The organism is Micromonospora sp. HM134 (assembly GCF_007833915.1).
Classification (GTDB): Bacteria; Actinomycetota; Actinomycetes; order Mycobacteriales; family Micromonosporaceae; genus Micromonospora; species Micromonospora wenchangensis.
In genome coordinates this window covers 1,798,767-1,812,456 of sequence record NZ_CP041061.1, presented here as the reverse complement: position 1 = coordinate 1,812,456, position 13,690 = coordinate 1,798,767, and the positions used below count along the sequence as shown (strand labels likewise).

Annotated in this window: 17 protein-coding genes; 8 read left to right on the top strand and 9 right to left on the bottom strand. The window is 73.4% G+C overall.

Features of this window, described 5'->3' with window-relative positions:
- Window positions 1–50: 50 nt before the first annotated feature.
- Together FJK98_RS08385 and dut are read right to left on the bottom strand one after the other, a co-directional pair.
- A complete protein-coding gene (locus tag FJK98_RS08385) occupies window positions 51–704 on the bottom strand; it encodes a DUF3710 domain-containing protein (RefSeq protein WP_145918514.1) in 654 nt (217 codons plus the stop codon).
- Between the two features lie 25 nt (window positions 705–729).
- Window positions 730–1,302 carry a dUTP diphosphatase gene (gene dut / locus FJK98_RS08380; RefSeq protein ID WP_370517018.1) on the bottom strand — a complete coding sequence of 191 codons (573 nt, stop codon included), beginning with the start codon at window positions 1,300–1,302 and terminating at the stop codon, window positions 730–732.
- Between the two features lie 42 nt (window positions 1,303–1,344).
- Here dut and FJK98_RS08375 point away from each other — a divergent pair, with 42 nt between their 5' ends.
- The gene (locus FJK98_RS08375) at window positions 1,345–1,845 is read left to right on the top strand and encodes a DUF3093 domain-containing protein (protein ID WP_145918513.1); all 501 of its coding nucleotides are present in this window, start codon (window positions 1,345–1,347) and stop codon (window positions 1,843–1,845) included.
- Window positions 1,846–1,911: 66 nt separating this feature from the next.
- Here FJK98_RS08375 and FJK98_RS08370 read toward each other — a convergent pair whose 3' ends face one another.
- Together FJK98_RS08370 and FJK98_RS08365 are read right to left on the bottom strand one after the other, a co-directional pair.
- Window positions 1,912–2,769, bottom strand: coding sequence for a hypothetical protein (locus FJK98_RS08370; protein ID WP_228543369.1), 858 nt, complete (start codon window positions 2,767–2,769; stop codon window positions 1,912–1,914).
- Between the two features lie 134 nt (window positions 2,770–2,903).
- Window positions 2,904–3,200, bottom strand: a complete 297-nt coding sequence (locus FJK98_RS08365) for a DUF4193 domain-containing protein (protein WP_067315205.1) — start codon at window positions 3,198–3,200, stop codon at window positions 2,904–2,906.
- A gap of 433 nt (window positions 3,201–3,633) precedes the next feature.
- Between FJK98_RS08365 and FJK98_RS08360 the strand changes: the two genes are divergently transcribed.
- The gene (locus tag FJK98_RS08360; protein WP_194821898.1) at window positions 3,634–4,149 is read left to right on the top strand and encodes a LytR C-terminal domain-containing protein; all 516 of its coding nucleotides are present in this window, start codon (window positions 3,634–3,636) and stop codon (window positions 4,147–4,149) included.
- A 106-nt stretch (window positions 4,150–4,255) separates the two neighbouring features.
- Here the strand turns inward: FJK98_RS08360 and FJK98_RS08355 are convergent, their stop codons facing one another.
- Window positions 4,256–5,068 (bottom strand): inositol monophosphatase family protein, encoded by an 813-nt coding sequence (locus tag FJK98_RS08355; RefSeq protein WP_145918512.1) that lies wholly within the window; start codon window positions 5,066–5,068, stop codon window positions 4,256–4,258.
- Window positions 5,069–5,516: 448 nt separating this feature from the next.
- Here FJK98_RS08355 and FJK98_RS08350 point away from each other — a divergent pair, with 448 nt between their 5' ends.
- On the top strand, window positions 5,517–7,124 hold the full coding sequence (locus tag FJK98_RS08350) for an RNA polymerase sigma factor (RefSeq protein WP_145918511.1): 1,608 nt from the start codon (window positions 5,517–5,519) through the stop codon (window positions 7,122–7,124).
- A 248-nt stretch (window positions 7,125–7,372) separates the two neighbouring features.
- The gene (locus FJK98_RS08345) at window positions 7,373–7,606 is read left to right on the top strand and encodes a hypothetical protein (RefSeq protein WP_088646450.1); all 234 of its coding nucleotides are present in this window, start codon (window positions 7,373–7,375) and stop codon (window positions 7,604–7,606) included.
- A gap of 236 nt (window positions 7,607–7,842) precedes the next feature.
- Here FJK98_RS08345 and FJK98_RS08340 read toward each other — a convergent pair whose 3' ends face one another.
- The 3 genes from FJK98_RS08340 to FJK98_RS08330 all read right to left on the bottom strand — a co-directional run bounded on the left by FJK98_RS08340 (window position 7,843) and on the right by FJK98_RS08330 (window position 10,657).
- Entirely contained in the window at window positions 7,843–9,576 is a 1,734-nt protein-coding gene (locus FJK98_RS08340) for a DEAD/DEAH box helicase (protein WP_145918510.1), read from the bottom strand.
- Window positions 9,577–9,740: 164 nt separating this feature from the next.
- Complete coding sequence (locus tag FJK98_RS08335) at window positions 9,741–10,391, bottom strand: trimeric intracellular cation channel family protein (protein ID WP_088646451.1); 651 nt, start codon at window positions 10,389–10,391, stop codon at window positions 9,741–9,743.
- A 41-nt stretch (window positions 10,392–10,432) separates the two neighbouring features.
- On the bottom strand, window positions 10,433–10,657 hold the full coding sequence (locus FJK98_RS08330; protein ID WP_194821886.1) for a DUF3039 domain-containing protein: 225 nt from the start codon (window positions 10,655–10,657) through the stop codon (window positions 10,433–10,435).
- An 84-nt stretch (window positions 10,658–10,741) separates the two neighbouring features.
- Here FJK98_RS08330 and FJK98_RS08325 point away from each other — a divergent pair, with 84 nt between their 5' ends.
- Both FJK98_RS08325 and FJK98_RS08320 read left to right on the top strand, forming a co-directional pair.
- Window positions 10,742–11,668 (top strand): pseudouridine-5'-phosphate glycosidase, encoded by a 927-nt coding sequence (locus tag FJK98_RS08325; RefSeq protein WP_145918509.1) that lies wholly within the window; start codon window positions 10,742–10,744, stop codon window positions 11,666–11,668.
- Window positions 11,665–12,573 (top strand): carbohydrate kinase family protein, encoded by a 909-nt coding sequence (locus FJK98_RS08320; protein ID WP_145918508.1) that lies wholly within the window; start codon window positions 11,665–11,667, stop codon window positions 12,571–12,573. The genes FJK98_RS08325 and FJK98_RS08320 overlap by 4 nt, the downstream gene beginning before the upstream one ends.
- A 33-nt stretch (window positions 12,574–12,606) precedes the next feature.
- Here the strand turns inward: FJK98_RS08320 and FJK98_RS08315 are convergent, their stop codons facing one another.
- Window positions 12,607–12,966, bottom strand: a complete 360-nt coding sequence (locus FJK98_RS08315; RefSeq protein WP_194821888.1) for a DUF3099 domain-containing protein — start codon at window positions 12,964–12,966, stop codon at window positions 12,607–12,609.
- 103 nt (window positions 12,967–13,069) lie between these two features.
- Between FJK98_RS08315 and FJK98_RS08310 the strand changes: the two genes are divergently transcribed.
- Complete coding sequence (locus FJK98_RS08310; RefSeq protein ID WP_240762692.1) at window positions 13,070–13,357, top strand: hypothetical protein; 288 nt, start codon at window positions 13,070–13,072, stop codon at window positions 13,355–13,357.
- A gap of 13 nt (window positions 13,358–13,370) precedes the next feature.
- Window positions 13,371–13,682: a hypothetical protein gene (locus tag FJK98_RS08305; protein ID WP_145918506.1), complete on the top strand. Its 312-nt coding sequence runs from the start codon at window positions 13,371–13,373 to the stop codon at window positions 13,680–13,682.
- Window positions 13,683–13,690 lie beyond the last annotated feature (8 nt).

Below are 13,690 nucleotides of genomic sequence, written 5' to 3'. Positions count from 1 at the left end.
CGGGCCGGACCCGGCCGGTTCAGGCGGCGGGGTCCGGCCCGGACGGTCGGTCAAACCTCGCGCGGGGCGGGCGTCGCGGCGTCGCCGCCCTCGGCCTGGTCGGCCATCTCCCGGGGCAGCCGCAGCGGCAGCGGCTCGCGCACCGGCTTCGCCTCCTGCCCCCGGTCGACCACCAGGCCGTCCAGGCAGGTGGCGAGCGGGCCGGCCGCGGCCGGGTCGGTGGCGGCGGCACCCTGGTAGACGCCCCGGACCATCCAGCGCGGGCCGTCGATGCCGACGAAGCGCAGGTCGGTCGGGCCGTCCGGGGTACGCACCCGGGCGTGCAGCTCGACGCCGTACTCGCCCCGGGCCTCCTGGGCGGTGGCGCCGTCGGCGATCAGCGACTGCCGGATCTCGTCGCGCACCTCGTCCCAGATGCCCTCGGACCGGGGCGCGGCGAAGACACCGAGTTGGAGGGCGTTGTCCCCGTTGACGAGCACCACCTGCTGGATGACGCCCTGCGGGTCGGCCTGCACCCGCACCTCGACCCCGGGTACCGCCGGGATGTGCAGGCTGCCCAGGTCGAGCCGCTGCACGTCGTCCGGCGCCTCGGCGACGTCGTACGGGCCACGGGCCGGGCCCGCCGTCTCGTACGCGTCGGGGCCGTCGGCCCGCTCGTCACGGGCGTGCCGCCCGTTGTCGGCCCGCTTTCGGGAGAAGATCACTGCGCCCACCCTCCGCTGTTCGCACTCACCCTGCCACCTCTTCCGTCCGTTCGCCGACCCGGTCGGTGTCCGCCGCCCGGGTCGGGCCACCGGGCGGGGGCACGAGCCCGGCGTGGCCACCTGTCGACCCGTGTCCGCCGGTCCCCCGTCGGGACCCGGGCAGCACCGCCACCGGCTGGAAATCGGCCCGCTCCACCCGCTGGACAACGAGTTGCGCGATGCGATCGCCACGGGAGATCTTCGCCGGTGCGTCCCGATCGTGGTTGATCAGGTTGACCAGGATCTCACCCCGGTAGCCGGCGTCGACCGTACCGGGCGCGTTGAGCACCGTCACGCCGAGCCTGGCGGCCAACCCGGAGCGTGGGTGGACCAGGCCGACGTAGCCCTCCGGCAGGGCCAGCGCCAGGCCGGTGGGGACCAGGGCCCGGCCGCCGGGGGGCAGCTCGACGTCCGCGGCGGCCACCAGGTCGGCGCCGGCGTCGCCCGGGTGGGCGTACGCGGGCAGCGGCAGCTCCGGATCGAGTTGCCGGACGGGCACGGGTACGACGTGGGTCACGGGTCTGCCTCTTCCGTCGGCGTTCACGGGGTGCCCTGCCATCCTGCCGGGTCGACCGCCCGTCGTGTTCCGTACCCTCGAGGTGTGAGCCTGTCGCCTTCCCCGTCGTCGCCGACGCCGCGCGTCGCGGCCGTCCCGGCGTACTCCGAGCGGCTGGGCCTGCCGTGGTGGTGCTGGGCGGCCGGGGTGGCCCTGGCCGGGCTGGCCGCCGTCGAGCTGTGGATGGGCGCCGGCGGGGTACGCGCCTGGCTGCCCTTCGTACTGCTGCTGCCGGCCACCCTGGCGGGGTTGTGGTGGCTGGGCCGGGTCCGGGTGGCGGTCGCCGACGGTGAGCTGTGGGTCGACGACGCCCACCTGCCCGTCCGGTACGTCGCCGACGCCGTCCCGCTCGACGCCGCCGGCCGGCGCGAGGTGCTCGGGGTGGGCGCGGACCCGCTGGCCTTCGTGGTGCAGCGGCCCTGGATCGGCGGCGCGGTGCAGGTGGTGCTCGACGATCCGGACGACCCCACCCCGTTCTGGGTGGTGAGTTCCCGCCGGCCGACCGAGCTGGCCGCCGCCCTGCTGGCCGCCCGCGACGCGGCCTGAGCACGGCCTGTCGCACCGCCCGACCCGCCCGACCGGGCCGGAAATCAGGGCAGGACCCGTTCGGGGTCAGGGCAGGGCGGGTGGTCCGCCGCCGGGCAGTTCCCGGCGCTGCCGGCGCAGGTCGCGGCGGAGCTGCTCGGCCAGGGAGCGGGTGGCCCGGCGGTTGAGATAGCTGGCCACGGCCGCCCCGGTGAGGAACGGGCCCAGCGTGGTCAGGTTACGGCCGAAGCGCTTGAGCAGGGTGTCCCGCAGTTCCTTGCGGGCGGCGGTGCCGAGCACCGCGCCGACCCCGACGCCCGGCATCATCGGGTTGATTCCCCGCTGGCTGGCCCAGGACTGGACCAGGGCGATCGTCCGGGGGGTGCCGCCGGCGGGCAGCGGTGCGCCGTAGATCTCGTGCAGCTCGCCGATCAGCTTGAGTTCGATCGACACCACGGCCACCGTCTCGGCGGCGAGCAGCACCGGCGCGGACAGCAGGGTCGGGGCGACGGTCCACTCCACCGCGGCGACGCCGCCACCGGCCGCGCCCACCCCGGCGGTGGCCCGGGTGGCGTTGCGCACCAGCCGGTCGGCGAGCGCCTCGTCGTCCAGGCCGGGGAAGTGCCGGCGCAGCGTCGCCAGGTCCCGGACCGGGATGTGCGGCGCGACGTCGGCGACCGTGTCGGTCATCCAGCGCAGCGCCGCCCGCGGCTTGAACAGGTCGGCGAGCCCCCGGCCACGGGCCTGCCCGACCAGCCGGGCGAGCAGTTGCCGGCGGCGGGCGGGCGCGATGTCGTCGGCGGTCAGCGCCGCCACCGTGGCACCCAGCTCGTCACCGGGCGGGACGGCCGGATCGACGCCGGTGGTCCCGTCCCCGGGAACGACGACGGGCGGGCCGGCGTCGGACTTCGGACCGTCCGGATCGGACCCGCCGTGCTCGTTCATCCGTCTGCCCTCCCGTGGTGTCCACCGGTCTGGTGGACGCGCCTACCACGAGTCAAGCAGCAACCCGCCGTACCCGCACGGCGGCTCGGGCAGCGGCGGCCCCGCGAGGAGGCCGCCGCTGGTGTGGTGGGTGCTCAGACGCACTCGCGGCAGATCAGGTCGCCGTTGCGCTCGACCGCCAACTGGCTACGGTGGTGCACCAGGAAGCAGCGTCCGCACCGGAACTCGTCCTGCTGCATCGGGAGGACCTTCACGGTCAGCTCCTCGTCGGCCAGGTCGGCGCCGGGCAGCTCGAAGCTCTCGGCCACCTCGGCCTCGTCGACGTCCACGGCGCCCGACTGTGAGTCGACCCGCCGGGCCTTGAGCTCTTCCAGGCTGTCCTCGCCGAGGTCGACCTCGTCGCGACGCGGGGCGTCGTAGTCGGTGGCCATCGGTTTCACTCTCCCATATCGATGTTGTCGCTTCCGGTTGTAACGCCGGGCGACGCTGTTTCGGTTCCCACTGGCCGGCCACCAATGTGTGTCGGTCGCCCGACCCGACGGCCTCTGGATCAAGGTCGCCGGGGGCAGGACCCGACGAGCGCGGTACCTTACCCCCTACCGGGCGAGGCATGTATACCGCCCTCGCGGCAGACATGTACGCCCCAGCGGCCCAAGATGTTCCCAATGTGACTCAGGCGACACGAAGATAGGGGTAGTAGTACCCCGTTCCCGGTTGGCGCGCCGGCATGTCGGACTGTTTCCACGCGTCCGCCGGACAACCGTTAACCTCAGCGGCGTACTCGACGGCCGACGGCGCTGCCCGCCGCCGACGTTCGCCGCCACCACCCACTGTCCGGGGAGCACCCAGATGAGCTTTGCGCGAGTGCGAGCACTCGTTGTCGTCGGCCTGCTGGCGGTCGTCGCCCTGGTCATCGTCATCGTCGCCGTGGTCCGCGACACCCAGGGCAGCGGGGCCAACGCCAGGGGGTGCCCCGAGGGCTGGCCGCTGGCCGACCTGTCCCTGCGCACCTACAAGGATGTCAAGATCAACATCCTGAACGGGACCAACGAACCGGGCCTGGCCAGCAGCGTGGGCGACGACTTCCGGAACCGGAAGTTCCAGGTCAAGAAGGAGGGCAACGCCGCGCACTTCGACGGCGTCGCGCTGCTGCGGTTCGGCCCCAAGGGGGTCGGCTCGGCGCACCTGCTGCGCGCGTTCTTCCTCAACAACGCCGAACGCGACTACGACCCCAAGCGCCAGGACGACACGGTCGACGTGGTGCTGGGCGACAGCTTCCAGCAGCTGGCCACCACCACCGAGGTCAACCAGTCCCTCGGCGACCTGGGCGCGCCGGTCGCCCCGGAGGGCTCCTGCCCGATGCCGGTGGAGGACAAGTAACCGGCCCCGCCGGTCACCGGCGACCGGTCGGCCCCGCCGCCGGTCCCCGGCCCGGCCGTCCGCCGGACCGTGAGCCGGCAGCCGGCCCGCGGCGGTCGGGGGGTGCTCAGGGGCCGCCGGAGGCGTCCAGCGCGGCCAGCCGGGTGTGCAGCGGCGTGAAGAGCGCCGGTGGGGCCGCGATGACCAGGTCGGGGCCGGCCGGACGACCGTCCAGCCCGGTCACCCGCAGCCCGGCCTCCGTGGCGACCAGCCCGCCCGCGGCCAGGTCCCAGGCGGCCAGCCCCTTCTCGTAGTAGGCGTCCACCCGCCCCTCGGCGGCCAGGCAGAGGTCCAGCGCCGCCGCCCCCATCCGCCGGATGTCCCGCACGTCCCCGATCAGCTCGGCGACCACCCGGGCCTGGTGCCGGCGGCGGCCGGCGTCGTAGCCGAACCCGGTGGCGACCAGCGCCTGTCCCAGCTCGGTCTCGGTCGAGCAGCGCAGCCGCCGGCCGTCGCGCCAGGCGCCACCGCCGGCGGTGGCGGTCCACTCCTCGCCGGTCGAGACGTTGCGCACCACCCCGGCGACCACCCGGCCGTCCACCTCGGCGGCGAGCGAGACCGCGCAGTACGGCAGCCCGTACAGGTAGTTCACCGTGCCGTCGATCGGGTCGACGATCCAGCGCACGCCGTCCGCGCCGGCCTCGGCCCCGCCGTACTCCTCGCCGAGCACCACGTCGGCCGGCCGGACCGCGCGCAGGGCGGCCAGGACCTGCCGCTCCACCGCCCGGTCGGCGGCGGTGACCACGTCGGTGGCGGTGCTCTTGGTCGCCGCGACCGAGACGCCCTCGGCCCGCATCCGGGCCGCCGTGCCGGCCGCGTCCCGGGCCACCCCGACGGCGATCCCGAGCAGTTCCTGTGCGGTAGGCGTCGAACCGGTCATCGAACCCTGCCCCCTTCGCGGCGCCGTACGCGCACCGGGCGTACCGGTCGGGAGCCGTCGGCGCGCCACCCCCGCCGTCCCGCGCGGCGCGTGCCCGTCGCGCGTCGTCGATCTCGTCCGGACAGCATAGGCAGGCACCGTTGCGGCCGGACGCACCCGGTGCGACGGGCGGTTTCCGGCGTCGACCGACCGACCGCCGGGACGGGTCGATAGGATGGCCACAAAGTCGACATCCGTGCCGAACCGGTGGTACAGACGGCCGGTTGCCGTGCGCCGCAGGATGATCGCGCCAACCGGGGTTACAATTCACCCTGCCCACGCGCCACGGACCACCGCCGCACAGCCGGCCCGGGACACGGGGGCCACTCAACGACGTCGACGGCACGGCATGCCACGCTGTGCCGGACGACTCCGGCCGTGCTCGCTCTTCGCCTCCGGAAGGTCATTCGTGACAGAACCCCGCCAGCCCGGCGCCGACGTTCGCTCGCTCACCGACACCCTGATCGCCCACGCCCAGAGCGCCGGTGGCCAGTTGACGTCGGCCCAGCTCGCGCGCACCGTCGAGTCCGCCGAGGTGACCCCGGCCCAGGCCAAGAAGATCCTGCGGGCGCTCTCCGAGGCGGGCGTGACCGTGGTGGTCGACGGCTCCGCCAGCACCCGCCCCCGCCGGGTGGCCGCCGCCCGGTCGGCCACACCGGCCTCGCGGGCCACCACCGCCAAGACCACCAAGAAGGCCGCCGCGCCGGCTCCGAAGCAGGCGCCCGCCGCCGAGGAGGCCACCGCGCCCGCTCCGCGCAAGGCGACCCCACGCAAGGCGGCCACCACCGCGGGGGTGGCCGCGAAGGCCGCCACGCCGGCCGCCAAGGCGACGAAGTCCACCCGTGCCACCAAGGCGACGGTGGCCGCCGCCGGGGCCGGCAAGGCCGCCGCGAAGGCCAAGGGCGAGGGCGCCGAGGGCGAGATCGATCCCGAGCAGTTGGCCGCGGAGATCGAGGACGTGGTGGTGGAGGAGCCGGCCGAGCTGGCCCGGGCCGCCGAGACCGACGCCGCCGCCTCCGCCACCGACAACGACTTCGAGTGGGACGACGAGGAGTCCGAGGCGCTCAAGCAGGCCCGGCGGGACGCCGAGCTCACCGCCTCCGCCGACTCCGTCCGGGCGTACCTCAAGCAGATCGGCAAGGTTCCGCTGCTCAACGCCGAGCAGGAGGTCGAGCTGGCCAAGCGGATCGAGGCCGGGCTCTACGCCGCCGAGCGGCTGCGCGCCGCCGACGACGGCGAGGAGAAGCTGACCCGCGACATGCAGCGCGACCTGCTGTGGATCTCCCGGGACGGCGAGCGCGCCAAGAACCACCTGCTGGAGGCGAACCTCCGGCTGGTCGTTTCGCTGGCCAAGCGGTACACCGGGCGCGGGATGGCCTTCCTCGACCTGATCCAGGAGGGCAACCTCGGCCTGATCCGCGCGGTCGAGAAGTTCGACTACACTAAGGGCTACAAGTTCTCCACGTACGCCACCTGGTGGATCCGGCAGGCGATCACCCGGGCGATGGCCGACCAGGCCCGCACCATCCGCATCCCGGTGCACATGGTCGAGGTGATCAACAAGCTCGGCCGCATCCAGCGCGAGCTGCTCCAGGACCTGGGCCGTGAGCCCACCCCGGAGGAGCTTGCCAAGGAGATGGACATCACACCCGAGAAGGTGCTGGAGATCCAGCAGTACGCCCGGGAGCCCATCTCGCTCGACCAGACCATCGGTGACGAGGGTGACAGCCAGCTCGGTGACTTCATCGAGGACTCGGAGGCCGTGGTCGCGGTCGACGCCGTCTCGTTCTCCCTGTTGCAGGACCAGCTCCAGCAGGTCCTGCAGACGCTCTCCGAGCGGGAGGCGGGGGTGGTCCGGCTGCGCTTCGGCCTGACCGACGGCCAGCCACGCACCCTCGACGAGATCGGCCAGGTCTACGGGGTGACCCGGGAGCGGATCCGGCAGATCGAGTCCAAGACGATGTCCAAGCTCCGGCACCCGTCGCGCTCCCAGGTGCTCCGGGACTACCTGGACTGAGCCGGTCACGTCAACCCGTCGTGTCGGTTTGATCACCAGGCGTAGAACATGCGAAGGTGACCGGTCCAATACGTGTTTGTGATCGTTGACGTGGCACCCTGGGTGCACGGCACACTGTCCTTCCCGCCAGGTGTGACCTCGGTCCCCCGCGGGCACACTGGGAAGGCGGGGCCCGGTAAGGGTGTTGCACGATGAGTGAGCAACGACCGAAGAGAGTGTTCATCGGTGACGACCAGAGGAGGAAGGCGATGACCCCGACCCTCACGCCGCCGCCCGAAACGGTGGCTCCCCCAGCCGCCGATGAACGGTGCGACCGCTGCAATGCTGCCGGCAAGCTCCGTATCACTCTGGCGGGTGGGAGCGAGTTGGTGTTCTGTGGGCACCACGCGAACAAGTACGCCGAGGATCTCGTGAAGATCACGGTGAAGTTCGCGACGGACCCGGAGTTCAGCTGGCGAGGCGCCGATCTGATGGCGAACTGACCCGAAACCCCAACGACGACATCGCCGGGCGGAGGCACCCTGTGGGTGCCTCCGCCCGGCTATTCGCTCCCACCCCACTCCCCACCACCGCCCGCCGCCTCACCCCGACCCCGCCGCCCCCGGTGATCAAGAGGTTCAGGTCACCGGACCACCGCCAGATGACCGAAACCTCTTGATCACCGAGGCGGGGCGCGGAGGCGGGGTGCGGAGGCCGGAGCGGGGCGGGGCGGGGGGAGTTAGAGGGTCTGGACGGTGGCTATGCGTTCTTCGAGTTGTTCGATGGTCGCCTGGGCGCTGGGCGGGCCGCCGCAGAGTCGGCGCAGCTCGGCGTGGATCTTGCCGTGGGGCAGTCCGGTGCGGTGGTGCCGGGCGGCCACCAGAGCGTTCAGTTGACGCCGTAGCGCCACCCGGCGCTGGGCGGCAATCAGAGGTACGGCGGGCGCGGCCGGGGCCGCAGCGGCCGGCTCAGCGGCCTGGACGGCCGTCCGACGCCGCTGCGCGGCGAGCTGGTCGGCCTGCCGCTTGGTCAACAGCAGCGACACCTGATCGGCGGTGAGCAGACCGGGCAGCCCGAGGTATTCCTCCTCCTCCGGCGTGCCGGCCTGGGCGGCGGTGCCGAAGGAGGCCCCGTCGAAGATCACCTGGTCCAGTTCGGCCGTCGCGGACAGCGCGGTGAACCGCTTCTCCAGCTCGCCGCTGGCCTGCTCGTCGCGTTGGGCCCGCTCCAGCAGGTCGTCGTCGAAACCCTCGCGGTCCTTGGGCTTGCCGAGCACGTGGTCCCGCTCGGCCTCCATCTCGCTGGCCAGCCCGAGCAGGTGCGGCACGCTCGGCACGAACACCGAGGCGGTCTCGCCGGGGCGGCGGGCCCGGACGAACCGGCCGATGGCCTGCGCGAAGTACAGCGGGGTGCTGGCGCTGGTGGCGTACACCCCGACCGCCAGCCGGGGGATGTCGACACCCTCGGAGACCATCCGGACCGCCACCAGCCACCGCTGCCCGGATGCCGCGAACGTCGCGATCCGCGCGGACGCGCCCTGGTCGTCGGAGAGGACCACGGTGGCCTTCTCCCCGGTCACCTGTTCGATCAGCTTGGCGTACGAGCGGGCGTTCTGCTGGTCGCTGGCGATGATCAGGCCACCGGCGTCGGCCATCCCCGCGTTGCGCAGCACGGTCAGCCGGGCGTCGGCCGCCCGCAGCACCTGCGGCATCCAGTCCCCGGCCGGGTCGAGCGCGGTCCGCCAGGCCTGGGCGATCAGGTCCTGGGTCATCGGCTCGCCGAGCCGCGCCGCCAGCTCGTCCCCGGCGTTGGTACGCCAGCGGGTCTCCCCCGAGTACGCCAGGAACAGCACCGGGCGCACGACGCCGTCGCGCAGCGCGTCGGAGTAGCCGTAGACCGAGTCGGCGCGGGAGCGCAGCAGCCCGTCGCCGCCGCGCTCGTAGGTGACGAACGGGATCGGGTTGTCGTCGGAGCGGAACGGCGTACCGGTGAGCATCAGCCGGCGTACGGCGGGTTCGAAGGCGTTCTTGACCCCGTCACCCCAGGAGCGGGAGTCCCCGGCGTGGTGGATCTCGTCGAGGATGACCAGCGTGCGGCGGGTCATGGTGCGCCGCCGGTGCACCTGCGGGGCCATCCCCACCTGGGCGTAGGTGACGACCGCACCGTGGAAGTCGGCGGCGGAGTGCAGGTCGGCGTTGCGGAACGCGGAGTCGAGCTGGATGCCGACCCGGGCGGCGGCCTGCGCCCACTGGGTCTTCAGGTGCTCGGTCGGGGCGACCACGGTGACCGCCTCGACGGTGCCGTCGACCAGCAGCTCGGCGGCGATCCGCAGGGCGAAGGTGGTCTTGCCGGCACCGGGGGTGGCGACCGCGGTGAAGTCTTCGGTACGACGGCGCAGGTACTCCACCATCGCCTTGCGCTGCCAGGCACGCAGGGGCGGGAACGTCTCCAACGCCGGCAACCGGGGTGCCACCCGAGGCTCCTCTCCGACCGCACGAGGCGGATCCGGGCCGAGGGCCACGGTACCGCCGCCCATGAAAACGCCTCCGCGCAGAGCATGCCGCGAAGGCCGGCCCAGCATAACCAGCCGGGCCCGGCAACCCCAGCCGACACCACGCCGACCGGTCCCGCCGCCGGTCAGCCGGGTGGACGGCCGAGGCCGGTCTCCGGCGGACGCATCGTCGCCACGGGTGCCGACCAGCGTCGCCGCAGCGCCACCAGGCGCAGTACGAAGACCAGCAGCGCCGCCGCGGTCAGCCCGCCCGCCCCGGCGTACCCCAGCGCCGACAGCAGCACCACCATGATCGATCCGGCGAGCGCGGCGACGGCGTAGATCTCCCGGCGCAGCACCACCGGGATCTCGGCGGTGAGCAGGTCCCGGCCCAGCCCGCCGCCGATCGCGGTGAGCATGCCGATGACCACCGCGCCGACCGCCGGCACCCGGGCGTCGAGCGCCTTGAGCGTGCCGGTGACGGTGAACAGGCCCAGCCCGGCGGCGTCGAGCACCAGCACGGTGGTCCGCAGCCGGGCGAGCTGCGGGTGCAGCCAGAACACGGCGGTGGCGGTGACCGCGGCGGTGGCGGCGTAGCGCCAGTCGGCGAAGGCGAGCGGCGGGACCTCGTCGATGACCAGGTCGCGGAAGATCCCACCGCCCAGCGCGGCGACGAACCCGACGAAGACGACACCGAACAGGTCGAGCCGTTTCGCCACCGCCGCCGAGGCGCCGGAGGCGGCGAAGACGGCCACCCCGGTCAGGTCGGCCAGGAGCAGGGCGGTGGAGGTGGTCACACCGCCGAAGGTTACGGGGGCGGTCCGGCGGACCGCCCGGATCACTCGCGGTACGAGTCGTAGATCTCCTTGCACTTCGGGCAGACCGGCGAGCCGGGCTTGGCGGCCTTGGTCACCGGGAACGTCTCGCCGCAGAGCGCCACCACGAGGGTGCCCATCACGGCACTCTCGGCGATCTTCTCTTTGCGTACGTAATGGAACATCTCGGGACCCGTGTCGGCGTCCTTCAACTCCGGACGCTCAAGAACCTCGGTACTCACAGTCACACCTCCAACTGCACAAGTTTGGCAGGTCGGCCGGGTCCGGTCCACCGCAGCCCACCCCGACGGCGGCCAGTTACGGTAACTGACGTGACCACCTTTCACATCCGGCCCGGCACCGAGGTCGTCGAAGCCCTGCGTGACGGCCGTCCCGTCGTCGCCCTGGAGAGCACCATCGTCTCGCACGGTCTGCCCCGACCGGACAATCTGCGGGTCGCCCGCCAGATCGAGCAGACGGTACGCGACGCCGGAGCCGTCCCCGCCACCATCGGGATGGTCGGCGGCGAACTCGTCGTCGGCCTCGACGACACCGAGCTGACCCGGCTCGCCACCGTGGACGGGGTGGCGAAGCTCTCCGTCCGGGACCTCGCCGTGGCCGCCGCCACCGGGGCCGACGGGGCCACCACCGTGGCCGCCACCAGCGCGGTGGCCGCCGCCGTGGGGATCGGCGTCTTCGCCACCGGTGGCCTGGGCGGGGTGCACCGGGAGGCGGCGCAGACCTTCGACGAGTCGGCCGACCTGGTCACCCTGGCCCGTACCCCGATCACGGTGGTCTGTGCCGGGGTCAAGTCGATCCTGGACGTCGGGGCGACCCTGGAGCGGCTGGAGACCCTCGGTGTCGGGGTGGTCGGCTACCGCACCCGGCGGTTCCCCGGCTTCTACCTGACCGACTCCGGGTTCGACCTGGACTGGTCGGTGGACTCCCCGGAGCAGGTCGCCGCGGTGCTCGCCGCCCGGGAGCAGCACGGGGTGCACGGCGGCGGCCTGATCGTGGCCAACCCGCTCCCGGTCGACGAGCAGCTCGACCCGGCGCTGCACGACCGTACCCTCGCCGAGGGCCTGGCCCGGTTGGGCCGCGACGGCGTCACCGGCAAGGCGGTCACCCCGTTCCTGCTGGCCCACTTCCACTCGGCCACCGAGGGCGCCAGCCTGGCGGTCAACGTCCGGATCATCCTGCGCAACGCCGATCTGGCCGCCCGGATCGCGGTCGCGGCCGCCCCGCGCCCCGCCGCATGACCGCTCCCGGTCGGATCGTGGTGGTCGGCGACCTGATCACCGACGTGGTCGCCGTGCTGGCCGGCGCGTTGGCCACCGGCTCGGACACCCCGGCGACGATCCGGGTCACCGGCGGCGGGCAGGCGGCCAACACCGCCGCCTGGATCGCCGCCCAGCACGCGCCGGTGACGCTGGTCGGCGCGGTCGGCGACGACAGCGCCGGCCGGGACCGGGTGGCCGAGCTGGAACGGGCGGGGGTGGACTGCGCAATCGAGGTGCACCCGCAGGCCACCACGGGGACGGTGATCGTGCTGGCCACCGCCGACGAGCGGACCATGGTCACCGAGCGGGGGGCGAACCTGCGGCTGACCGCCGACCACGTGGACCGGGCCCTGGCGGCGACGCCCGACGCCACCCACCTGCACCTGTCCGCGTACTGCCTGCTGGATGCCGGGTCGCGACCGGCCGGGCTGCGCGCGTTGGCCGTCGCCCGCGAGCGGGGGCTGACCACCAGCGTCGACGCCGCCTCCGCCGCGCCGCTGCGGCGCATCGGCGCGGCGGCCTTCCTGTCCTGGGTACGCGACGTCGACCTGCTGCTGGTCAACGCGGACGAGGCGGGGGTGCTGGCCGGCGGGCTGGACCCGGCGGCCCAGGCGCGGGCGTTGTCGGCGGCGGCCCGACGGGTGGTGGTCAAGCGCGGCGGGGCGGGCGCGATCTGGGTGGACCGGCGGGCCACCGTGGGGGTGACGCCGTCGTTGCGGGTCGCCGTGGTGGACGTCACCGGGGCCGGGGACGCCTTCGCGGCCGGCCTGCTCACCGCGTGGACGACCGGTGCGACCCCGCGTGCCGCGCTGACCCGGGCCGCCGACCTGGGCGCCCTGGCGGTCTCGATGGTGGGTGCCCGCCCGGAGGCGACCGGCGGGTAGCGGTGCCGGCTACGCCCGCACCGGCCGGCCCCGTCAGGGTTCAGCGTCGATGATCCGGTGCGGGCGTTCCTCGGCGGTGAGGCTCATCGGCGGGGTCTCGTCGCGGTGCCGGGGCTGGAACCTGGTGGCCAGCCGGTGTTCCTCCTTGGGCGGCCGGTCGTTGGCGAGCAGCACCGCCAGCCAGGGGATGAGGATCATGCCCAGCGCCACCAGGGGCAGCCAGAGCCAGAGCAGCGGGGCCTTCGTGCCGACCAGGACCGCTCCGGCGATCACGCAGGCCACCCGGATGCCCATCATCAGCACGTACCGCTTCTGTCTGCTGGTGAGCTGGTCGTCCTGGCTGCGCGAGGCGTCGGTGATCAGAATCGGCTGGTACGCCTGACGCTTCACCATGGACCTCCTGAGGGGATTACCCACCATCCTGTCACCGCATCACCTTGATCAGCGAAAATCGACGCATACCGGGATCGTGTTACGTACGTGGTACGCTCCGCCGGTGGGCAGCCGGTTCAGCTTCACCGAGGAGGCGTTGGCCAACCTGCGGGTCTACGACGTCACCCCCGGGGAAGTCTGGGAGGCGCTGCACAGCACCCGCCGGGTGATCCGGCACCTCGGCGAGGACCTGACTGTCGTCTACGCGGCGAACGGTCGCGGCCGGCGGCTGGCCGTCCTGCTCGCCGAGGCCGACGGCACCGACCACGACTGGGACGTCCTCTCCGCCCGCGACCTGAGCGACGTCGAGGCCAAGCGCTACGACGAGACCGTGCGGAGAACGCGCCGATGAGGAGGCGACGGCGATGAACCGTAACGAGGCCATCAAACGATTCCACGGCGGCGACGACACGTTCGCCGAGCTGATCGACGACAGCCAGCCGGTGGAACTGCCCGCCCCCGACACCGACGTGCCGATGGTCAGCCGTTCGGTACGCCTGCCGATGGACACCTACGAGCGGGTCCGGGCGGCGGCCGAGGCGCGGGGCATCGGCGTCACCACCCTGATGCGACAGTGGATCGAGGCCGGCCTGGCCGACCTGGACGACTCGGCCACCGTCTCGCTCGCCGACGTGCGCCGGGCGCTCGCCGCGCTGTCCCGCCCCACCGCCGCCTGACCGGCCCG